This window comes from Streptomyces sp. FXJ1.172, from assembly GCF_001636945.3.
Classification (GTDB): Bacteria; Actinomycetota; Actinomycetes; order Streptomycetales; family Streptomycetaceae; genus Streptomyces.
In genome coordinates this window covers 4381905-4402329 of the sequence record NZ_CP119133.2, presented here as the reverse complement: position 1 = coordinate 4402329, position 20425 = coordinate 4381905, and the positions used below count along the sequence as shown (strand labels likewise).

General features: G+C 71.6%; 20 protein-coding genes and 1 pseudogene. 8 read left to right on the top strand and 13 right to left on the bottom strand.

Annotated features, from left to right (window positions below; all coding sequences use genetic code 11):
• Window positions 1-107: 107 nt before the first annotated feature.
• On the top strand, window positions 108-1847 hold the full coding sequence (lysS, locus tag A6P39_RS19560; protein ID WP_067049291.1) for a lysine--tRNA ligase: 1740 nt from the start codon (window positions 108-110) through the stop codon (window positions 1845-1847).
• A 128-nt stretch (window positions 1848-1975) separates the two neighbouring features.
• On the opposite strand, the gene A6P39_RS19555 is transcribed toward lysS, so the two are convergent.
• From A6P39_RS19555 to A6P39_RS19545, 3 genes are all read right to left on the bottom strand, one after another.
• Window positions 1976-3205, bottom strand: a complete 1230-nt coding sequence (locus tag A6P39_RS19555; RefSeq protein WP_199840866.1) for a DUF2637 domain-containing protein — start codon at window positions 3203-3205, stop codon at window positions 1976-1978.
• 164 nt (window positions 3206-3369) lie between these two features.
• Complete coding sequence (locus A6P39_RS19550) at window positions 3370-4263, bottom strand: DUF3558 family protein (RefSeq protein WP_107304407.1); 894 nt, start codon at window positions 4261-4263, stop codon at window positions 3370-3372.
• Window positions 4264-4385: 122 nt separating this feature from the next.
• Entirely contained in the window at window positions 4386-5237 is an 852-nt protein-coding gene (locus A6P39_RS19545) for a hypothetical protein (protein ID WP_067049299.1), read from the bottom strand.
• Between the two features lie 223 nt (window positions 5238-5460).
• On the opposite strand from A6P39_RS19545, the gene A6P39_RS19540 reads away from it, so the two are divergent.
• Entirely contained in the window at window positions 5461-6654 is a 1194-nt protein-coding gene (locus A6P39_RS19540) for an RtcB family protein (protein WP_067049301.1), read from the top strand.
• A gap of 36 nt (window positions 6655-6690) precedes the next feature.
• On the opposite strand, the gene A6P39_RS19535 is transcribed toward A6P39_RS19540, so the two are convergent.
• From A6P39_RS19535 to A6P39_RS19525, 3 genes are all read right to left on the bottom strand, one after another.
• The gene (locus A6P39_RS19535) at window positions 6691-6894 is read right to left on the bottom strand and encodes a hypothetical protein (RefSeq protein ID WP_067049303.1); all 204 of its coding nucleotides are present in this window, start codon (window positions 6892-6894) and stop codon (window positions 6691-6693) included.
• A complete protein-coding gene (locus A6P39_RS19530; protein ID WP_067049306.1) occupies window positions 6894-7661 on the bottom strand; it encodes an SDR family NAD(P)-dependent oxidoreductase in 768 nt (255 codons plus the stop codon). The genes A6P39_RS19535 and A6P39_RS19530 overlap by 1 nt, the downstream gene beginning before the upstream one ends.
• 85 nt (window positions 7662-7746) lie before the next feature.
• Window positions 7747-8085 (bottom strand): YnfA family protein, encoded by a 339-nt coding sequence (locus A6P39_RS19525; RefSeq protein WP_067049308.1) that lies wholly within the window; start codon window positions 8083-8085, stop codon window positions 7747-7749.
• A gap of 211 nt (window positions 8086-8296) precedes the next feature.
• On the opposite strand from A6P39_RS19525, the gene A6P39_RS19520 reads away from it, so the two are divergent.
• The 5 genes from A6P39_RS19520 (at window position 8297) to A6P39_RS19500 (ending at window position 12851) form a co-directional block, all read left to right on the top strand.
• Window positions 8297-8710 (top strand): hypothetical protein, encoded by a 414-nt coding sequence (locus A6P39_RS19520; RefSeq protein ID WP_234379005.1) that lies wholly within the window; start codon window positions 8297-8299, stop codon window positions 8708-8710.
• Window positions 8711-8812: 102 nt separating this feature from the next.
• Window positions 8813-9925, top strand: coding sequence for an LLM class flavin-dependent oxidoreductase (locus A6P39_RS19515; protein WP_067049314.1), 1113 nt, complete (start codon window positions 8813-8815; stop codon window positions 9923-9925).
• Window positions 9922-10497 (top strand): FMN reductase, encoded by a 576-nt coding sequence (locus tag A6P39_RS19510; protein WP_067049316.1) that lies wholly within the window; start codon window positions 9922-9924, stop codon window positions 10495-10497. The genes A6P39_RS19515 and A6P39_RS19510 overlap by 4 nt, the downstream gene beginning before the upstream one ends.
• Window positions 10498-10667: 170 nt before the next feature.
• Window positions 10668-11405, top strand: a complete 738-nt coding sequence (locus tag A6P39_RS19505; protein ID WP_079133524.1) for a response regulator transcription factor — start codon at window positions 10668-10670, stop codon at window positions 11403-11405.
• Complete coding sequence (locus A6P39_RS19500; RefSeq protein WP_067049320.1) at window positions 11406-12851, top strand: sensor histidine kinase; 1446 nt, start codon at window positions 11406-11408, stop codon at window positions 12849-12851.
• A gap of 19 nt (window positions 12852-12870) precedes the next feature.
• Here the strand turns inward: A6P39_RS19500 and A6P39_RS19495 are convergent, their stop codons facing one another.
• The 3 genes from A6P39_RS19495 to A6P39_RS19485 form a co-directional block, all read right to left on the bottom strand.
• On the bottom strand, window positions 12871-14622 hold the full coding sequence (locus tag A6P39_RS19495) for a phosphatidylglycerol lysyltransferase domain-containing protein (protein ID WP_067049364.1): 1752 nt from the start codon (window positions 14620-14622) through the stop codon (window positions 12871-12873).
• Window positions 14623-14957: 335 nt separating this feature from the next.
• On the bottom strand, window positions 14958-15233 hold the full coding sequence (locus A6P39_RS19490; protein WP_067049323.1) for a hypothetical protein: 276 nt from the start codon (window positions 15231-15233) through the stop codon (window positions 14958-14960).
• A 171-nt stretch (window positions 15234-15404) separates the two neighbouring features.
• Window positions 15405-16046, bottom strand: coding sequence for a CGNR zinc finger domain-containing protein (locus tag A6P39_RS19485; RefSeq protein ID WP_443052892.1), 642 nt, complete (start codon window positions 16044-16046; stop codon window positions 15405-15407).
• Window positions 16047-16134: 88 nt separating this feature from the next.
• Between A6P39_RS19485 and A6P39_RS19480 the strand changes: the two genes are divergently transcribed.
• Entirely contained in the window at window positions 16135-16926 is a 792-nt protein-coding gene (locus A6P39_RS19480) for an MBL fold metallo-hydrolase (protein WP_067049329.1), read from the top strand.
• Between the two features lie 271 nt (window positions 16927-17197).
• Here the strand turns inward: A6P39_RS19480 and A6P39_RS19475 are convergent, their stop codons facing one another.
• The 4 genes and pseudogenes from A6P39_RS19475 to A6P39_RS19460 form a co-directional block, all read right to left on the bottom strand.
• Complete coding sequence (locus A6P39_RS19475) at window positions 17198-18376, bottom strand: SPFH domain-containing protein (RefSeq protein ID WP_067049335.1); 1179 nt, start codon at window positions 18374-18376, stop codon at window positions 17198-17200.
• 11 nt (window positions 18377-18387) lie between these two features.
• Window positions 18388-18639: a hypothetical protein gene (locus tag A6P39_RS19470; protein WP_067049337.1), complete on the bottom strand. Its 252-nt coding sequence runs from the start codon at window positions 18637-18639 to the stop codon at window positions 18388-18390.
• Window positions 18640-18802: 163 nt separating this feature from the next.
• Window positions 18803-19753, bottom strand: coding sequence for a M56 family metallopeptidase (locus tag A6P39_RS19465; protein WP_067049339.1), 951 nt, complete (start codon window positions 19751-19753; stop codon window positions 18803-18805).
• Window positions 19754-20079: 326 nt separating this feature from the next.
• A pseudogene (locus A6P39_RS19460) lies at window positions 20080-20301 on the bottom strand (phosphatase PAP2 family protein); the annotation flags it as partial.
• Window positions 20302-20425: the final 124 nt, after the last annotated feature.

The window sequence follows — 20425 nt, the reverse complement described above, 5'->3', positions numbered from 1 at the left end:
AGTCCCGGCCAGTATCCCATGGTGGGTAAAGCGGTTTTCGCGGGCGCGACCCGGTCTGTGAGAATGGAGCGTCACCTTGTTGTGCCACCCCGTTCAGAAAGAAGGACGTGCCGATCGTGGCTCAGAGCACCGAGACCACCGACTGGGTCTCCCGTTTCGCGGATGAGGTCATCGAGGAGTCGGAGCGCCGGGCCCCGGGTAAACCCGTTGTCGTCGCGTCCGGCCTGTCCCCCTCCGGACCCATCCACCTGGGCAACCTCCGCGAGGTCATGACCCCGCACCTGGTCGCCGACGAGATCCGCCGCCGTGGCCACCAGGTCCGGCACCTGATCTCCTGGGACGACTACGACCGGTACCGCAAGGTCCCGCAGGGCATCGCCGGGGTCGACGACTCCTGGGCCGAGCACATCGGCAAGCCGCTGACCTCGGTGCCCGCGCCGCACGGGTCGGCGTACCCGAACTGGGCCGAGCACTTCAAGGCCGCCATGATCGCCTCGCTCGCCGAGCTGGGCGTCGAGTTCGACGGCATCAGCCAGACCGCGCAGTACACCTCCGGTGTCTACCGCGAGCAGATCCTGCACGCCATGAAGCACCGCGGCGACATCGACGCGATCCTCGCCCAGTACCGCACGAAGAAGGCCCCGAAGAAGCAGCAGCAGAAGGCCGTCGACGAGGCCGAGCTGGAGGCCGAGGAGGGCTCGGGCGCCGCGTCCGAGGACGACGGCAGCTCCGGCTCCGCCGGCTACTTCCCGTACAAGCCGTACTGCGGCAACTGCGAGAAGGACCTGACGACGGTCACCTCCTACGACGACGACAGCACCGAGCTGGCGTACACCTGCGATGCGTGCGGCTTCGCCGAGACCGTCCGGCTCAGCGAGTTCAACCGCGGCAAGCTGGTCTGGAAGGTCGACTGGCCGATGCGCTGGGCCTTCGAGGGCGTGATCTTCGAGCCGAGCGGTGTCGACCACTCCTCGCCGGGGTCCAGCTTCCAGGTGGGCGGCCAGATCGTCGGGATCTTCGGCGGCGAGCAGCCGATCGGACCGATGTACGCGTTCGTCGGCATCTCCGGCATGGCGAAGATGTCCTCCTCGCGCGGTGGCGTGCCCACGCCCGCCGACGCGCTGAAGATCATGGAGCCGCAGATCCTGCGCTGGCTCTACGCCCGCCGCAGGCCCAACCAGTCCTTCAAGATCGCCTTCGACCAGGAGATCCAGCGGCTCTACGACGAGTGGGACAAGCTGGCGGGGAAGGTGGCGGACGGCTCGGCGCTGCCGGCCGACGTCGCCGCGTACACCCGGGCCGTGGGCACGGCCGCCGGTGAGCTGACCAGGACGCCGCGCCCGCTGCCGTACCGCACGCTCGCCTCCGTCGCCGACATCACCGCCGGCCACGAGGACCAGGCGCTGCGGATCCTCTCCGAGCTGGACCCGGAGCAGCCGCTCGCCTCCCTGGACGAGGCCCGGCCCCGGTACGACAAGGCCGAGGCCTGGATCAACACGCACGTCCCCGCCGACCAGCGGACCATCGTGCGCGAGGAGCCGGACGCCGAACTGCTGAAGTCCCTCGACGAGGCCTCCCAGCAGTCCGTACGCCTGCTGCTCGACGGGCTCGCCGAGCACTGGTCGCTCGACGGGCTGACCCACCACGTCTACGGCGTGCCCAAGGTGCAGGCAGGGTTCTCCGCCGACGCCACGGCGAAGGAGCTGCCGCCGGAGATCAAGACCGCCCAGCGGACCTTCTTCGCCCTGCTCTACCACCTGCTCGTCGGCCGTGACACCGGGCCCCGGCTGCCCACGCTGCTGCTCGCCGTGGGGCAGGAGCGGGTCCGCAAGCTGCTCGGGGAGTAAGAGCACGGAAGAAACCGCGTAAGAAAAACGGGGCCCTCCTTTTCCGGAGGGCCCCGTTTTCCGTGTTTTTCGTGCTTTCCGTGTTCGCCGTGTTCTCCGTGGCTTGAACGGCGCGCGGTCCCACGCCGCTATGCGATGTGGTCCTCTTCGAGTTCCGCGGTGTGGCGGATGGTGAAGTTGCTGACCAGGCGCTTGGCCTCCGGGTCGGGCAGGCTGATGCCGAACTCGGCCTCCACGTTGTCGCTGAACTGGCCGGGGGTGGGGTAGCTGCCGTTGATCGACTGGCGGAAGACCTGGTAGAAGGCCTCCTCGTCGGGTTCGCTGCCCCCGCCCTCGCCCAGTTCGCGGGTGCGGTTCGGGCCCACCGGGATGGGGAAGCTGCCGGTCTCCTCCGGGGAGGGCTGCTGGAAGTCCTCCGGCTGCTGCTCCTCGTACCAGTCCCCGTACTCCTCCTCCGGGACGTACTGCGGCTCGAGGGGCGGGTTGTAGGTGGGGTCGTAGCCGCCGTGGTACTCGGGCTGCTGCTGGGTCTGGAACCAGGGGCTCTGGTCGTCCGCCTCCGCAGGGGGGACGGGGCGCTGGTCGCCCCGGGGCACGCCGTTGTGCGGGACGGGCGGGGCCCCGGCGGGGCGACCGGCCGTGGCTGCGGCGGCCGCCGGCAGCTGCGGCTGCGGCGCCGCGGGGAGCAGGACCGGCTCGATGCCCGCCGCCGCGAGACCCGACGGGGCCGTCTCCGCGAGCGGGACGCCGTAGCGCGCCAGCCGCAGCGGCATCAGGGACTCCACCGGGGCCTTGCGGCGCCAGGCTCGGCCGAAGCGGCTGCGCAGCCGGGCCTGGTAGACGAGACGTTCCTGCTCCAGCTTGATGACCTGGTCGTAACTGCGCAGCTCCCACAGCTTCATACGGCGCCACAGCAGGAACGTCGGCAGCGGGGAGAGCAGCCAGCGGGTGATGCGGACGCCCTCCATGTGCTTGTCCGCCGTGATGTCGGCGATCCGGCCGATCGCGTGGCGGGCGGCCTCGACCGCGACCACGAACAGGATCGGGATCACCGCGTGCATCCCCACACCCAGCGGGTCCGGCCAGGCGGCGGCGCCGTTGAACGCGATCGTCGCCGCCGTCAGCAGCCACGCCGTCTGGCGCAGCAGCGGGAAGGGAATGCGGATCCAGGTCAGCAGCAGGTCCAGGGCGAGCAGGACACAGATACCGGCGTCGATGCCGACCGGGAACACATAGGAGAAGTTCCCGAAGCCCTTCTTGAGAGCCAGTGCACGCACGGCCGCGTACGAGCCGGCGAAGCCGATGCCGGCGATGATCAAGGCGCCGCCCACGACCACGCCGATGAGTATGCGGTGCATCCGGGTCAGCTGCGGTGGCGCGGCCACTCGTACTCCCCTCCCCTTGCCTGTTGTTGCGCGCAACAGGGTGGCACACGCGTACGGCGAACGTGGCATCGGTCGGGGATTGAGTGCCGCCCGGCCGTCGCCGAACGGCCGGGCGCTCACCCGGAAGCGGCGGGCGGTCAGCCCTTCTTGTCCGCCGACTTGGACGCAGATGCGCCGGAAGAGGGCGACTTGGACGGCGCGTTCGACGCGGGCTTGGACGAGGGGGCCGACGGGGACGCCGAGGACGACGAACCGGAGGACGAGGAGCCGCCGTTGGCGTCGGAGACCGCCGTCAGCGCCTCCTTGACCGCCTTCGACGCGGACTGCGTCAGATCGTCCGCGTTCGGGGTGGAATCGCCCGCGAGACCGGCACCGTTGTAGTCCAGCGTGACGACCACGTTCTCGACCCGGGCCACCACCGTCTGCTGCTTGAACAGACCTTCCTTCTTCTGCAAGTCGTAGCGGACGGCCGACGCTTCCGAACCCGTGCCGGACAGCGGCACCTCCTTGGTGTTCTTCGCGCCGCCCACCGCCTCGGCGTCCTTGACCTGCTGCGCGAAGTACTTGTGGGCCTGCGCCTCGGCGGAGCCGCGCGTCGCGTCCGAGTCGAAACGCAGCAGCGAGACGTTCAGCCAGCGGAACTGCGAACCCTTCACGCCGTTGTTGTCCAGGCTGCTCCAGGAACAGGACGCGCGCTGCGAGGTCTCGTCCGAACTGCCCTTCTTGCCCGACGTGTCCTTCGGCACCAGATCCGTCAGGGTCTTCTTCGACAGCACCCCGCACGGGTCGGGGAGCTTGTTGTACGCCGCCGCCTGCACGGTCGGTGACGCGCTCGCCGACGACGGCGTACCGGAGTTGTCCGCGGATGCCTGCGTGCCGCCGCCCTTGCTCTTGGAGTCGCCCGAGTCCGACGAACAGGCGGCGGTGATCAGCACCGCGGGGACGGCTGCCGCGCAGACAAGCACGCGGCTCAGGCGCTTGCCACGCCTTACTTGCTGGGCACGGTCGTCTCGCTGGGCTGCTCGCTGCATGGTTCCTTCACTACGCTCGGTGTTCGTGCGGGTTCCTGCGGGGCCACCGTACGCGGTGAAGGAGCTGTGCGGTTTCCGTTCGCGTTCTTTGCGAGCGAGGCGACAGAGGGCTGCGGCGGACGTCAGCCGCCCAGCGCGTCGGCGAGTTGAGAGGCCAGATTACGGGCCCTGTCCTGCATTTCCTTGCTGTCCGGGGCCGTTCCCGTCGCCATCGGCTGCTCCTCGTACTCGAGGGTGACGAGGACATTGGACGTGCGGAACACCACAGTCACCGTCCGCTGCTCGGCCGTCGAACCGGACGCGGCGAGCTGGTCGTCCAGATACGCCTCGTCACCGAGATCGGTCAGCACCCGCGGCTGCAGATCGGCCGGAGTGCCGCCGGCGGGCGACGCGGAGCCGGACGCGGACTGCGAGGGCGAACTACCGGAGGGGGAGGAGCCGGCGCCGGGCGACCCCGAGGGGCTGCCGCCGGACGACGGGGACGGAGAGGCGCTGCCCGCACTCGCCGACGGGGAACCGCTCGGCTCAGGCAGGTCGGCCGCCGTCTCCTTGTCGCCGAACAGCTTCTTCGCCTGGTCGTCGTCGCTCACGCTGTTGTCGTACGACACCACGCGCTCGAAGTCGATCGACAGCCGGTCCGTGGCGTCGTCGGAGTCGACCTTCCAGTGGCAGCCGACCTTGCGATCGGTGTCGTAGGTCAGCGCGGCCTCGCCCTGGTAGGCCTTGTCCCGCTGCTCGGGGTCGGTGATCTGCTTGATGCCCGGCAGCATCGAGTCGAGGGTGTCGTGGCCGACCGCGCCGCACGGCTCGGGCAGCGTGCGGTACTTGCCCGGCTGCGCGGCGACCGTCGTCCTGCCGCCGTCACCGGGATTGGCGTTGTCCGACGGGCTGTCGCTGCCCGAGCCGCTCGTGCAGCCGGCCAGCAGCGCCGCGAGGAGAGCGGCGGTGCCGGATACGTACGCCTTCCGCTGCACGGTCGGGCTCCTCTCGGGTGTGCGCTCGCTTGGTGCTCCAGTGTCCCCGCTGGTTATTCGCTTGCCGCAGCGGGGCGCCCCCTGGAGACAATGTGTATCGCACGCGCTGCTGTGACCGCCGGTCCCTCGTCCTTTTTGATCGACGTCGGCGCTGTATTTCCGCTTTGGTGCTTATAAGTCTTGTGTAAACCTTTGTTGTTGTTCTCGGGGGAATGAGGAACGTATGTCGTACGTGGAGATGCCGGGCGCGAAGGTCCCGATCCGGATGTGGACGGACCCCGCGACGGTCGAGGACGTGGCCCTGCGCCAGCTCCAGAACGTGGCGACCCTGCCGTGGATCAAGGGTCTGGCCGTCATGCCGGACGTGCACTACGGCAAGGGTGCGACGGTCGGGTCCGTCATCGCCATGCGGGGCGCGGTGTGCCCGGCGGCGGTCGGGGTGGACATCGGATGCGGAATGTCGGCGGTGAGGACGTCGCTGACGGCGAACGACCTGCCGGGTGACCTGTCGAGGCTGCGGTCGAAGATCGAGCAGGCCATTCCGGTGGGGCGGGGGATGCATGACGATCCCGTGGAGCCGGGGGACTTCCATGGGCTGGCCACGGCTGGGTGGGACGACTTCTGGGGGCGGTTCGACGGGGTGGCGGACGCGGTCAGGTTCCGTGCGGAACGGGCCGGCAAGCAGATGGGAACCCTGGGGTCCGGCAACCACTTTGTCGAGGTCTGCATGGATACGACCGGTTCCGTGTGGCTCATGCTGCACTCCGGTTCCCGGAACATCGGCAAGGAACTCGCCGAGCACCACATCGGCGTGGCGCAGAAACTCCCGCACAACCAGGGCCTGGTCGACCGCGACCTCGCCGTCTTCGTCGCGGACACCCCGCAGATGGCGGCCTACCGCAACGACCTGTTCTGGGCGCAGGAGTACGCCAAGTACAACCGCACGCTGATGATGGCGCTCCTGAAGGACGTGATCCGCAAGGAGTTCAAGAAGGCCAAGCCGGCGTTCGAGCCGGAGATCTCCTGCCACCACAACTACGTGGCGGAGGAGCGGTACGAGGGGATGGACCTGCTCGTCACCCGCAAGGGAGCGATCCGGGCCGGCTCCGGCGAGTACGGGATCATCCCGGGCTCCATGGGCACGGGGTCGTACATCGTGAAGGGTCTCGGCAACGAGAAGGCCTTCAACTCGGCCTCGCACGGCGCGGGTCGGCGGATGAGCCGGAACGCGGCGAAGAGGCGCTTCTCCACGAAGGACCTGGAGGAGCAGACCCGGGGCGTGGAGTGCCGCAAGGACTCCGGCGTCGTGGACGAGATCCCGGGCGCCTACAAGTCCATCGACCAGGTCATCGACCAGCAGCGGGACTTGGTCGAGGTCGTCGCGAAGCTGAAGCAGGTCGTCTGCGTGAAGGGCTGACCCGCGAAGGCCCCCGGTGCCGGGGGCCTTGGCAGGTCAGTGGCCGTGCCGGACCGCGTAGATCATCACGAACGCCACCACGTGGATGCCGAAGAGGAAGTAGCCCAGGAACCACCAGACTCTTCGTTCGTCCTTGGTCTCCTGGGCCAGGCGGCGCTTTTCGAGGGACTTCTCGAGGGACTCGAGAGCGTCCGGGGAGTCCGGGGAGCCGGGCGAGCCGGGGAGACCGGCGTCGGACATCACAGCTCCCGGTGGACCTTGGTGTTGGAGGCCTGGGCGCGCGGGCGCAGGACCAGGAGGTCGACGTTGACGTGGCTGGGGCGGGTGACCGTCCAGGTGATCGTCTCGGCCACGTCGTCCGCCGTGAGGGGCTCGGCCACGCCCGCGTAGACCTTCTCCGCCCTCTCCTTGTCGCCGGCGAAGCGGGTCAGGGCGAACTCGTCGGTCTTGACCATGCCGGGGGCGATCTCGATGACGCGGACCGGCCGGCCGACGATCTCCAGGCGGAGGGTCTCGGCGAGGACGTGCTCGCCGTGCTTGGCGGCGACGTAGCCCGCGCCGCCCTCGTAGGTGCCGAGGCCCGCCGTGGACGACACCACGACCACCACGCCGTCGCCGCTCGCCTCCAGCTTCGGCAGGAGGGCCTGGGTGACGTTCAGGGTGCCGATGACGTTCGTCTCGTACATCGTGCGCCAGTCGGCCGGGTCGCCCGTGGCCACCGGGTCCGCGCCGAGGGCGCCGCCCGCGTTGTTGACCAGGACGGCGATCGAGGTGAAGGCCGACGCGAACTCGTCCACCGCCGCGCGGTCCGTCACGTCCAGCGGGTACGCCGTCGCCGAGTGGCCCGCTCGCGTCAGCTCCTCGGCCAGCGTCTCGATGCGGTCTTTGCGGCGGGCGGTGAGGACGACGCGGTAGCCGGCCTGGGCGAGCTGCCGGGCGGTGGCGGCTCCGATGCCGCTGCTCGCACCGGTGACGACGGCGATGCGGGACGCGGGGGCCGGGGCCATGGGCTGCTCCTGTGGTCGGTTCCTGTGCTCGGTCCGTGCTCGGTCCGGTGCTCCGGTGGCGTGCTCCGTCCAGCGTAAGTGAGGCTCAGGCGCCGTTCCTCGGCGCCCACATGATCACGGCCATTCCGGCGAGGCAGACCAGGGCGCCCGTGATGTCGTAGCGGTCGGGGCGGTAGCCGTCCGCGACCGCGCCCCACAGGAGCGAGCCCGCCACGAAGATCCCGCCGTACGCCGCCAGGATGCGGCCGAAGTGGGCGTCGGGCTGGAAGGTGGCGACGAACCCGTACGCGCCGAGGGAGAGGACCCCGCCGGCCACCCACAGCCAGCCGCGGTGTTCGCGCACGCCCTGCCAGACCAGCCAGGCGCCGCCGATCTCGAACAGTGCGGCGACGACGAACAGGGCGGCGGAGCGGAGGATCGGCATGCGCCCAGCTTGTCACCTGTTGGAGGGCGCCTGAGCGGTGGCCCGGGTGGCATGGATACGTCGGTGACAGCAGTCGATCGCGAGCCGGGAGTGTGGAGTGGTGAGTGGCGTGCGGATGCGGGCGTGGAAGCGGACGTGGCAGCAGACGTGGAGGCGGGCGTGGCGGGTTTGGGGGGCGGTGCCGGGAGTGTGTGCCGGTGCGCTCTGCCTGGTGCCGCAGGTCGCCGCGGCCGTTCCGGAACCCGAGGCCGACCTGGCCTTTCACGGGACCGCGCTGATGGACGGAAACACGGTGGAGGTGCGGCTGATGCCGCGGAACGACGGGCCCGCCGCCGTGACGGACGCGAGTGTGCGGCTGCGCTGGTCGGTGCCGCTGGCCCAGGCGCAGCAGCTGCCCGCCCGGTGTGTGCGGGAGGACGAGCGGACGGTGGTGTGCGCGACCGGCGCGCTGGCGGTGGGTGCGGCGGGGCAGCGGCTGCGGGTGCCGGTGCGGCTGAGGGACCGGCCGGCGGAGGTCACGCTGGAGATCGGGACGGCGTGGAGCGGCGGCGCGGTGGACAAGGACCGGTCGAACGACCGGCTGAATGTGCTGGTGCTGGACACGGGGGACGCGTACGCCTTCTGAGGGCCCGGCGCGGGGGTGCCGTCGGCGGGCTGGAATACCGGGGGGCGGGTGACCGTTGGAGGGGTATAGTTGAACGGTCAACAATTTGGAGGGTGAGCGGCCATGCAGTTCGGGATCTTCACGGTCGGCGATGTCACGCCGGACCCCACCACGGGGCGTACGCCGACCGAGGGCGAGCGGATCAAGGCCATGGTCGCCATCGCCCAGAAGGCCGAGGAGGTCGGCCTGGACGTCTTCGCGACCGGCGAGCACCACAACCCGCCGTTCGTGCCGTCGTCCCCGACCACGATGCTCGGCTACATAGCGGCGCGGACGCAGAACCTGATCCTGTCCACGTCCACCACGCTGATCACCACCAACGACCCGGTGAAGATCGCGGAGGACTTCGCGATGCTCCAGCACCTGGCCGACGGGCGGGTGGACCTGATGATGGGCCGCGGAAACACCGGGCCGGTGTATCCGTGGTTCGGCCAGGACATCCGGCAGGGCATCAACCTCGCCATCGAGAACTACGCCCTGCTGCGCCGGCTGTGGCGCGAGGACGTCGTGGACTGGGAGGGCAAGTTCCGCACCCCGCTGCAGGGCTTCACCTCGACCCCGCGCCCGCTGGACGGCGTACCGCCGTTCGTCTGGCACGGCTCGATCCGCTCCCCGGAGATCGCCGAGCAGGCGGCGTACTACGGCGACGGCTTCTTCCACAACAACATCTTCTGGCCGGCCGACCACACCAAGCGGATGGTCGAGCTGTACCGGGCCCGGTATGCCCACTACGGCCACGGCACGCCGGAGCAGGCGATCGTGGGGCTGGGCGGCCAGGTGTTCATGCGGCGCAACTCGCAGGACGCGGTGCGTGAGTTCCGGCCGTACTTCGACAATGCGCCGGTCTACGGCCACGGGCCCTCGCTGGAGGACTTCACCGAGCAGACCCCGCTGACCGTGGGCTCGCCGCAGCAGGTGATCGAGAAGACGCTGGCGTTCCGCGAGTACGCGGGTGACTACCAGCGCCAGCTGTTCCTCATGGACCACGCGGGGCTGCCGCTGAAGACCGTGCTGGAGCAGCTCGACCTGCTGGGCGAGGAGGTCGTACCGGTGCTGCGCAAGGAGTTCGCGAAGGGGCGGCCGGCCGGTGTGCCCGAGGCGCCGACCCACCGGTCCCTGCTCGGCGCCGCGCAGCAGTCCGGGGAGAAGTCCGGAGAGAAGGAGGCCGTCGTATGAAGCTCGTCGTCGTGTCCGCGGGGCTGAGCGTGCCGTCGTCCACCCGGCTGCTGGCCGACCGGCTGGCCGCCGCGGTGGGGCGGCAGGCGCCGGCGCCGGTGGACGTGCAGGTCGTCGAGTTGCGGGACCTCGCCGTCGAGGTCGCGCACCACTTCACCAACGGGTTCCCCGGCAAGGGCCTCGCCGCCGCGCAGGACGCGGTGGCGGGGGCCGACGGGCTGATCGTCGTCACGCCGGTGTTCAGCGCCTCGTACAGCGGGCTGTTCAAGTCGTTCTTCGACGTGCTGGACAAGGAAGCGCTGGTCGGCAAGCCGGTGCTGATCGCCGCGACCGGGGGTACGGGGCGGCACTCGCTGGTGCTGGAGCATGCGCTGCGGCCGCTGTTCGCCTATCTGCGGGCCGTCGTCGTGCCGACCGGGGTGTACGCCGCCTCGGAGGACTGGGGCGCGGAAGGGCTCGCCGAGCGGATCGAGCGGGCGGCGGGGGAGCTGGCCGCTCTGATGCCACTGGCGCACCGCCGGGAGGCGCCGGCCGTCGTCCCCTTCGCCGAGCAGCTTGCGGGGTTGCAGTAGCGGGTCTCCGCGCAGTCCGGACCGTCCCCCCTGCCGAGGCCCGTGCGACGGTGAGAGGACGGTAGGGGGCGGGGCCGGGTTCCGTTACGACGGTGAGAGGCCGGTAAAAAGGGTGATCGTAGGCCCGCCCGTCCCGACCGAACCGCCGGAGGCCTTGGCAGACTGGAGGCGTGCCCCAGACTGTGCTGCTCGCTGAAGACGACCGTGCCATCCGTCATGCCCTCGAGCGTGCCCTGACGCTGGAAGGGTACGAGGTGACGGCGGTCGCCGACGGCGTAGAGGCCCTGGCGCAGGCGCACAAGACCCCGCCGGACATCCTCCTGCTCGACGTGATGATGCCCGGCATCGACGGTCTCCAGGTCTGCCGGGTGCTGCGGGCCGAGGGCGACCGCACCCCGATCCTCATGCTCACCGCCCTCGTGGAGACCGCCGACCGCATCGCGGGCCTGGACGCCGGCGCCGACGACTACGTGGTCAAGCCGTTCGACGTGGAAGAGGTCTTCGCGCGGCTGCGTGCCCTGCTGCGCCGTACCAGCCCGGTGCCCGCCGCCGCGAGCGGCAACAGCGGCCCGGGCGACTCCGCGCGGGCCGACGTCCAGATCTCCGACCGCCAGGTGGAGGCCGCCGGCATCCGCATGGACCTCCAGGCCCGCCGGGCCTGGCGCGGCAAGCGCGAGCTGGAGCTGACCCGTACCGAGTTCGAGCTGCTCGAGCTGCTCGTGCGCAACGCGGGCATCGTGCTCGACCACTCCACCATCTACGACCGGATCTGGGGCTACGACTTCGGACCGGGATCGAAGAACCTCGCCGTGTACGTCGGCTACCTGCGCCGCAAGCTGGACGAGCCCGGCGCGCCGCAGCTGATCCACACCGTGCGGGGCGTGGGTTACGTGCTGCGGGAGGACTGAGTGGGCCGCCTCAGGCGGCTCAGGCGGTTGCTGGCCCGGCGTCGGCCGGGGCTCGTCTCCCTGCGTACCACCTTCGTCGTCTCCTTCGCGGCCGTCACCGCCGCCGTCACGATCCTCGTCGGCATCCTGTCGTACAGCTCCGCCGCCCGCCTGGTCCGCGTCGATCAGCAGTCGGTGTTCTCGCAGGTCGTGCAGGACGTACGGGACGAGGTACGGCAGCACGAGATGGTCCCCGAGGACTTCTCGTCCTCCCGGCCGGGTCATGATCTGGTCCGGCCCGCCCGTACCGATGTGCAGGTGCTGGGCGCGCAGGGCCAGATCGTGGACCACGGCAACCCGGTGCTGCCCGTCACCGCCCACGACAAGGCGATGGCGCTCGCGCAGACCGCCGGGAAGGTGGTCCAGCACAAGGACGTGCTGGTGGACTCGGACCTGTTCCGGGTCGCCACCGTCTCGCTCGGTGACGGGCGGGGCGCGGTCCAGGTCGCGCAGGAGTTCAGCGACACCGAGGACCTGCTGCGGGCCTTGCAGCAGCGGACGCTGATCCTGATGGCGGCCGTGGTGGTGGCCGCCGGTCTGTTCGGGTGGTGGCTGGCCCGGCGGATCACCCGGCGCCTGGTGATCCTCACCTCCGCCGCGGAGGACGTGGCCCGCACCCGTCAGCTGGGCATCGAGGTGCCCGTCACCGGGCTGGACGAGGTGGGCCGGCTCGGGCGGGCCTTCGACCGGATGCTGGGCCGGCTCGCGCAGTCCGAGGAGGACCAGCGGCGGCTGGTCCAGGACGCGGGGCATGAACTGCGTACCCCGCTGACGTCCCTGCGGACCAACATCTCCCTGCTGCGGCGCATCGACGAGCTGCCGCCCGCGACCCGTGAGGAACTGGTCGCCGACCTCAGCCAGGAGGCCCGCGAGCTGACCGACCTGGTCAACGAGCTGGTCGACCTCGCCGCCGGGCAGTCCGACACCGAGCCGCAGCAGCGCGTGGACCTCGCCGACATCGCCGAGGAGGTCGTGGGGCTCGCGGGGCGCCGTACCGGCCGCCAGATCGTGCTGCGCACCAGCGGTGACACGACCACCGACGGACGGCCCGGGATGCTCCAGCGGGCGATGTCCAACCTGGTGGAGAACGCGGCCAAGTTCGACCGCGGGGGCAGCGCACCCATCGAGGTCAACATCACCGGGCCGGCGCGGCCCGGGACCGTGCGGGTGGAGGTGCTGGACCGGGGGCCGGGCATCGCCGAGGGCGATCTCATCCGTATCTTCGACCGCTTCTACCGGGCCGCTGACGCCCGCTCCCTGCCGGGGTCCGGCCTCGGGCTGTCCATCGTGCGCGAGGTGGCCATGGCCCACGGCGGCGCGCCGTTCGCCTTCCGGCGGGAGGGCGGCGGCGCGGTCATCGGATTCACCGTGGGCGGCGGGATCGTGAAGAGCAGCGGCAACGGCTGACGGCCACTCCCGCCGGCCCCTACGACTTCCCGCCCATCCCCGGCAGCTCGAGGAAGCCCTCCGCCCGTGCCGAGGCCAGACCGATCCGGGGGATGTCGCTGGACTTGGCGAAGAGCAGGAAGCGCGGCTCCCAGACCGGGCGGTACTTGGCGTTGGCGCGGTAGAGGGACTCGATCTGCCACCAGCGGGAGAAGAAGGTGAGGGTGGAACGCCACAGCCGCAGGACGGGGCCCGCGCCCAGGCGGGCACCGCGCTCGAAGACCGAGCGGAACATCGCGAAGTTCAGCGACACCCGCTTGATGCCCAACTCCTTCGCCTGGAGCAGGAGTTCCACCACCATGTACTCCATCAGGCCGTTCTCGCTGTCGCGGTCGCGGCGCATCAGGTCCAGCGAGAGCCCGTGTTCGCCCCAGGGGACGAAGCTGAGCAGGGCGCGCGGTTCGTCGTTCGCGTCGCGGCACTCCAGCATCACGCAGCGGCCGTCCCCCGGGTCGCCGAGGCGGCCGAGGGCCATGGAGAAGCCGCGTTCGGTGGCGCCGTCGCGCCAGTCGTCGGCGCGCTTGACGAGCAGCGCCATCTCGTCCTCGGGGATGTCCTCGTGGCGGCGGACGCGGACGGTGTAACCGGCCCGCTTGACGCGGTTGTGGGCCTGGCGGACCACGCGCATCGCGCGGCCCTCGAGGGTGAAGTCCGCGATGTCCACGATGGCCTCGTCGCCGAGTTCGAGAGCGTCCAGGCCGTGGCGGGCGTAGATGGTGCCGGCCTCCTCGCTCGCCCCCATGACGGCCGGGGTCCAGGCGTGGCGGCGGGCCTCGGTGAGCCAGGCGTCGATGGCGCCGGGCCAGGCCTCGGGGTCGCCGATCGGGTCGCCGGAGGCGAGGGAGACCGCGCCGACGACGCGGTAGGCGACGGCCGCCTTGCCGGTGGGGGAGAAGATGACGGCCTTGTCGCGGCGCAGCGCGAAGTAGCCGAGGGAGTCGCGGGCGCCGTGCTTGTCGAGCAGGGCGCGCAGCCTCTCCTCGTCCTCGCCGGTGAGCAGCCGGCGGCCGCGCGGGGAGCGGAAGCAGGCGTACAGGACCAGGCAGAAGACGCCGGCCAGCAGGATGTTGATGATGATGTCGACCCAGCGGGGCGCGTGCACGGAGTCGACCCGGTCGGCGAGCGGGCCGACGCTGATGCCGCGCAGCAGGGTGTACGCCAGCTCTTCGAGGAGCGGGGCGTGGTGCAGCTTGTTGGTGGCGTGCACGAGCAGCGTGCCGAGACCGCCGGTCACCAGGACGCCGCCGACGCCGACGGCCAGGGCGAGCTTCGGGCTGGAGGGGTCGCCGATGGCGTTGAACTCCCGGCGGCCGATCAGCAGCGCGGCCACGAAGAGGCCGGTGAGCGCGGTGGAGACCCAGTTGAAGATGTGGCCGCTGAACGGGTGCTGGGTGAGCGCGAGGACGTAGAGCACGAACAGGGGCCCGGCGAGCAGGAGGTTGACCACCCACGCGGCGCGCTTGCCGCGGCGCATCACCAGGGCCAGGAAGATCGCCGCCGCGGCCGAGGCCAGGCCGGCGGTGGCCAGGTACGGGGTGAAGAACTGGCCGGCGTGGTGGGTGTGGGCGTGCACGTGGCGGGCGGTGAAGATCTTGCCGTCGTTGTGTTCCTGCACCTCTTTGCGGAACGGCAGCGACATCACCGCGATGATGTTGAAGACGGCGGCCAGCCGCAGGTACCACACGGTGGCCGAGGCCGCCACCGCGCGCAACCGGGGGCTGGGCGCGGGCATCTGGAGCGTACGGCGCGTACCGCGCTGGCCGGGAACCTGCGCGGAGGTCACGGTCGACTGCTGAGCGGGCATGGTGACTGGTCACCTTGGGTGGGGAGGGACAGGGCAAATGCTGACCCTACAGTCCGTAAGGTAAGCGCGGGTGCGCGTGTGCGCGGGCCCCGATGCGGCGGCATTCACCGGATTCATACGGAGCAGACGGGAATGGTACGGGCGCCGGGGCTCATCGCGAGCGTACCGGCATCCGCTCTTACCCGGACCTCCCCATGTTCCCTGAACCCGGGGTCCTCGCGCTCCCCTTGCTGTGATCTTCCTGTGATCTTCCTGCGCGGGTCTTACCCGGAGCTTCCCGCGTCGCGCCGGGCCGCCGCCAGGTGCCAGGCGAGGTTGCCCACCGCCGCGCCGGCCGCCACCACGGCGACGATCACTCCGCCGGTCGCGAGGCCGTCGCTGAACAGATGCGGGCGCCGGTCGAGGCTGTGCAGGCCGAAGCCGCACAGCTCGTACACGCCCACGGCGGCGGTGAAGAGGCTGACGACCAGCAGGGTCAGCGTCGGCGCGAGACTGCTCGCGCGGGCCTCCCCGCCGGTTTTCGTCCCGGTGTCCTGCATGGATCCCCCGTTGAACAGGCGTGTGGCCGTTGGCGGTTGGGAACCTACAATACGTAGGGTTCCTGAGTGCTGGCGCCGGGCCGGGATGTCACCGGAGGGTGTGGATCCTCTCCGCGGGCCGCCTGCGCGAGTAAGTCACCCGTATGAGCCGGCACGCTGCCCGGCAATTTCTTACGTACACTCCGCCGGACCCCGGGCGGCCTGCTCCTCCTCGCCCCGGCCCGTGCGGCGGGCGTAGGCGCGGGCCGCGCGGGCGCGGTCGCCGCAGCGGGTGGAGCACCAGTGGCGGCGGCCGTGCCGGAGCAGGTAGCGGTTGCAGGGGGCGGAGCCGCAGGCGGTGAGGCGGTCGGCGTCGGGGCCGGTGAGCAGGTCGGCGGCGTCGGCGGCGAGGGCGGCCAGGGCGTGCTCCACGATCTGCGTGGTGGGGTGGGCCGCGGCGCGGTACAGGCCCCTGCCCGGGGACCAGTGCAGCAGGGAGGCGGCCGGGGCGCGGGTCAGGGCCTCGTTCACGGCCTCGAGCGCGTCGGCGGGGGCCGGCCGGTCCTCGGCCCGGGCGGCGAGCAGGGCGCGGATCCGCTCACGCAGGGCGCGCAGCCGGGTCGCGCACGTCTCGCGCAGATCGGCGTCGGCCGGGGCGAGACCGCGCCGTACCAGCCAGTCCTGGGCGGCGGCGGGTGTGTCCAGCAGGTCGACGTGCTGTCCGCCGGGCAGGGTGACGGCACTGTTGGCGAGGTCCAGGGCGGGATGTCGCTCCGCACCCGGCGCCGGGGGAGGCGGGACGGGGCGGTCGGTCTCGCGCACGCTCTCTGTCACGCGCCTCATGGTACGCCTTGCATTCATCCGTGAGAGCGGCGTAGCGTCTCTCACGGATGAAGTCCTTCTTTCCGTGAGGTGAGTCGACATGGCCGCAACGCCCTCCGCAGTCCCCGAAAGCACCGGTGCCGACGAGCGCGTACCGATCCGCGTCCTCGGGGGTCCCACGGTCCTCATCGAGTACGGCGGCGTCCGTTTCCTCACCGACCCGACCTTCGACGACCCCGGCGACTATCCCTCGCCCAGCGGCCGCATCCTGACCAAGACCGCACCGCCCCGCGCGAGCGCCGCCGAGCTGGGCCCCGTGGACGTCGTCCTGCTCTCCCACGACCAGCACGCCGACAACCTCGACCACTCCGGGCGGGCCCTGCTCGCCGCCACTCCGCGCACCTTCACCACACCGGCGGCGGCGCGCCGGCTCGGCGGCACCACCGAGCCGCTCACCCCGTGGCGGTCCGCCGAGGTGCCCCGCCCCGACGGCGGTACGGTCACCGTGACCGCCGCCCCCGCCCTGCACGGCCCCGAGGGCTCCGAGCCCGTCGTCGGCGAGGTCACCGGCTTTCTGCTGACCTCCGCCGACCTGCCCGCCCTCTACGTCAGCGGCGACAACGCCTCCCTGGAGCTGGTCCGGGAGATCGCCGACCGGTACGGCCCCGTCGACACGGCCGTCCTCTTCGCCGGCGCGCCCCGCCTGGCGGCCCTCGGCGACGCCCTCCTCGTCCTGGACGGCGAGGGCGCGGCCGCCGCCGCCGCGCTGCTCGGCGCCCGCCGGGTGGTCCCGGCCCACTGCGACAGCTGGGCCCACTTCACGGAGGGCCGCGAGCACGTGGTGACGGCGTTCGAGAAGGCGGGACTGGCGGACCGGCTCCAGCTGGACTGAACCCGGCGCCTGCCGGGCACATGCCGTGCGCCTGCCCGGGCCCCGTTCCGTGTCCCTGCCGGGGTGGCCGGGTGTGTCAGAGCCCGTCGGTGCCGCCGGAGTCCGTCGGTCCTGCCGGAGTCAGGCGGGCGGGTCGGCCGGCAGCGGTGTGGTGTCGGCGGCCGGTTCTGCGGCAGTGCCGGGGGCCTGGCCGTGGCGGTGTGGACCCGTGTGAACGCCCCGGCGCCGAGCGGGACTTCACGGTCGCGGTCGCCGAGGCTGCCCGTCCGGCTCAGTCGACGTTGACCGGGCCGTCGTCGTCCGACCGGCGCTCCTTGCCCGAGTGCAGCTGGAGCAGGCCGCTGCTGTTGGTGTCCTTGGTGTCCTTCTCCGGGCCGCCCAGGTTCTGCCGGACCGAGTCGAGGATCGTCAGGCCCTGGGAGACCAGCCCGGCGGCGATCTCGCCGAGGCCGTCCGCGCCGTTGAGGACGTTGACGTTGGCGCCGGCCAGACCGCCGGCGGCCTCCTTCACGATCTGCGGGAGCTGGTCGATGAGCATCCGGTCGAGCGCGACGCGGTCGTAGGAGGCGGCGGCCTCCGCCTGGATCTTCATGCGCTGGGCCTCGGCGGAGGCGAGGATCCGGACCCGCTCGGCCTCGGCCTCGGCGGGCTTGACGACCTCGGCCACCAGCTGCTGCTGGCGCAACAGGGCCTGACGCTGGGCCAGTTCCGTCTGGGCGTCCAGCACCTCCTGCTGGGCGTGGGCCTGCGCCAGCGGTCCGGCCTGCGCGGACTGGGCCTGGGCGCGGTCCACCTCGGCGGAGTACTCGGCCTTGACGATGGCGGTCTGCCGGGCGTACTCGGCCTGCTTGCGGGCCGCCTCCTGCTCCGCCTCGACGGCGGCCTGGGTGGCCTGCGCCTGGGCGATCTGGGCCTGGCGCTGGATGGCCGCCTTGTGCGGGGCGGACATCGCGGCGATGTAGCCGGTGTCGCCGTCGTCGATCGACTGGATCTGCAGCGAGTCGACGATCAGGCCGATCTTCGCCATCTCCACCTTCGAGGTGTCGAGGACCTCGGCGGCGAGCTTCTGCCGTTCCGTGACGATCTCCTCGACCGTCATCGAGCCGATGATGGCCCGCAGGTGGCCGGCGAAGATCCGGCCGGTCAGCACCGACATCTGCTCCTGGTCGGAAAGGAAGCGCTGGCCGGCGTTGATGATGCTCTCCTGGTCGTTGCCGACCTTGAAGGCGATGACCGCGCGGACGTGCAGCGAGATGCCCTGCTTGGTCACACAGGTCTCGGTGACCTCGGCCTCACACATCGACAGCGTGAGGAAGCGGACCTTGCGGAAGACCGGGAGCACGAACTTGCCGTGGCCCGTGACCACGCGGAACGGAGCGCCCCCCAGTCCCCGCCTGCCACCCGAGATCAGCATCGCCTCGTCGGGAGCGGGAACGCGGTATCCGAACATGCCTGTACTCCTCAGCTTGCGCCGGCGGCCTCTCCGCCGAGAGCGTCCAATGGATCCACCCACTCGATGACGCCGACCTCGCGGCATCCACGTGATTCGATCACGAGGACCGTGGCGCCCGCGGGCAGGGGATCCTCGGACCAGGCCAGGAAGGTCTCGGAGCCGCCCCGGACCCGCACCAGGACCTCGCCGGGGCCCGCGGATCCGCGTGTCCCGATGAGCACCTTGCCCATGCAGCCGATCACGGCCTCGTCCTGCGGCATCAACGGCCGTCCTCCTCGTCCTGGCCCCAGGATTCCGACGATAGCCCCACCGTGGCCGGTTCCCAACGGGCGGGAGGGCACGGCGTACCGGCGAGTACGAGGGGGCCTGCGCGGGGCTCGGCCCAGGCTCGGCGCGGGGCGCCGCCGAAGCGCCCGCACGTCCCTACGAAACGCCGACGGTCTTCAGCAGCTGGTGCAGATCGTGGGCGGCGTCGGCGGTGGCGAGGGTCGCGGCGGCGAGGACGGCTGCCGTCGCGGCGGCGAGGACCGGGTGGCGCGGCAGGGGCGGGGCGAGCAGGGCGGCGACCCGGCGGGGCACCGGTCCCGCCGAGGCGAGCGGGTTGCCACGGCCCCGGCGGCCGAGGATGCCGAGGACGGCTCCCGCCGTGCGGGTGAGGGCCGGCCGGCGGCGGGAGGCGAGGGCGGCCTTGCCCACGGCGCGGGCGACGCGCTTGCGGTCGCCGGTGGCGGCGGCCGCGCTCTCGTCGGCCCAGCGCTCGACGGTGTAGGTGACAGCGGTGGCCAGCGGGCGCAGCAGCGGGTTGGCGGCGGCGCCCAGCTGGGCGAGGGCCACGAACGCGTAGTGGTGGGCGGCCAGGTGGGCCCGCTCGTGGGCGAGCAGGATGTCGTGCTCGGTCTCGTCGAGGGTGTGCAGCATGCCGGTGGAGACGACGACCCGGCCGGGCAGCCCGGGCAGCGCGAAGGCGTCCGGGGCCTCGTCGTCGATGACGACCAGGCCGTCGCGTGCGGGCATGCAGGCGGCGTCGAGTGCCGCGGCGGCGAGGCTGTGGGTGCGGCGCCAGAGCAGGCGCGCGGCCATGACCACGGCCCCGCTGAGCAGCAGTCCGGCCAGGAGGGCGATGGAGAGCCGCACGGGGTCGTCGTGCTGGGCGGCCGGGGCCGACCAGTGGCCGAGACCGGCGATCGGCGGGATCCGGATGAGACCGGTGACGGCCAGCAGCCCCAGGGAGACGACACCCGCCGTACCCAGGATCAGGGACGAGGCGGTGAGCAGCCAGGTGGCCAGGCGCGGCTCGCACCGCTCGGACAGCGGCCGGGCGCCGAGCGGCGCGAGCAGGCTGAGCAGCAGCGGCAGATAGACGGCGATGTGCATCCGGGCGGGCTCCAGTTACCGGTGAGGGCCGAGCGGCGCAGAACCTGTACGGCGGGTCAAAGCTGCCGTCTGCCGAGTGTGCCATGCGCCGCCCTGCCCGGGACCGGCGCGCTCTTTCTCGGCCAGGGGCCCCGCCGGACGCGCCGGTGTCTCCGAAGGCGTCGCGCGGGCCCTCGCGCCGACCGAGCAGGCCGGCGGGCCCGGCCAGGGCGCCGCGGTGTCCGCCGGCCTCACCCATGGCTTGCCGCGCTCGGCGCCCGCCTCGTCGTACGGCGCCGGCCGCCCGGCGCGTCCGCTGCGTGGACGGCGCGGCACGAAGGCGGGTGTCAGTGTCCGCCCACGGCGAGTTCGTAGTCGCCGATCAGGTCGCCGAGGAGGGTGCCGGCGGTGAGGTCGCTGGTGACGTGGCCGGCCATGTAGAGGCGGGAGTAGAGGACTTCGGCCCGCATCCACGCGTAGTCCGTGGCGCGGTGCGGGGCGAGGGCGCTGAGGCAGGTGACCGCGGCGGCCGAGAGGGTGGCGTGCCGGGAGGGGTAGGAGTACGGGTGCCGAACTCGCCGGGGACCCTGCGCTCGGTGGACCCGAGCTGCAGCGCCTGATCGACCTCTCCAACGCCCTGCTGGACCTGGAGGAACTCTGCAGCACGGGGCACATCACGCGGGCCCCCGTGCC

Bases quoted from the DNA above. Each gene is read 5' to 3' on its own strand.
- A6P39_RS19495 (WP_067049364.1), bottom strand. From the start codon at position 14,622: ATGCCCGCGCCCAGCCCCCGGTTGCGCGCGGTGGCGGCCTCGGCCACC.
- A6P39_RS19515 (WP_067049314.1), top strand. From the start codon at position 8,813: ATGCAGTTCGGGATCTTCACGGTCGGCGATGTCACGCCGGACCCCACC.
- A6P39_RS19530 (WP_067049306.1), bottom strand. From the start codon at position 7,661: ATGGCCCCGGCCCCCGCGTCCCGCATCGCCGTCGTCACCGGTGCGAGC.
- A6P39_RS19465 (WP_067049339.1), bottom strand. From the start codon at position 19,753: ATGCACATCGCCGTCTATCTGCCGCTGCTGCTCAGCCTGCTCGCGCCG.
- A6P39_RS19535 (WP_067049303.1), bottom strand. From the start codon at position 6,894: ATGTCCGACGCCGGTCTCCCCGGCTCGCCCGGCTCCCCGGACTCCCCG.
- A6P39_RS19525 (WP_067049308.1), bottom strand. From the start codon at position 8,085: ATGCCGATCCTCCGCTCCGCCGCCCTGTTCGTCGTCGCCGCACTGTTC.
- A6P39_RS19480 (WP_067049329.1), top strand. From the start codon at position 16,135: ATGGCCGCAACGCCCTCCGCAGTCCCCGAAAGCACCGGTGCCGACGAG.
- A6P39_RS19470 (WP_067049337.1), bottom strand. From the start codon at position 18,639: ATGCCGCAGGACGAGGCCGTGATCGGCTGCATGGGCAAGGTGCTCATC.
- A6P39_RS19550 (WP_107304407.1), bottom strand. From the start codon at position 4,263: ATGCAGCGAGCAGCCCAGCGAGACGACCGTGCCCAGCAAGTAAGGCGT.
- A6P39_RS19540 (WP_067049301.1), top strand. From the start codon at position 5,461: ATGTCGTACGTGGAGATGCCGGGCGCGAAGGTCCCGATCCGGATGTGG.
- A6P39_RS19555 (WP_199840866.1), bottom strand. From the start codon at position 3,205: ATGCACCGCATACTCATCGGCGTGGTCGTGGGCGGCGCCTTGATCATC.
- A6P39_RS19490 (WP_067049323.1), bottom strand. From the start codon at position 15,233: ATGCAGGACACCGGGACGAAAACCGGCGGGGAGGCCCGCGCGAGCAGT.
- A6P39_RS19475 (WP_067049335.1), bottom strand. From the start codon at position 18,376: ATGTTCGGATACCGCGTTCCCGCTCCCGACGAGGCGATGCTGATCTCG.
- A6P39_RS19510 (WP_067049316.1), top strand. From the start codon at position 9,922: ATGAAGCTCGTCGTCGTGTCCGCGGGGCTGAGCGTGCCGTCGTCCACC.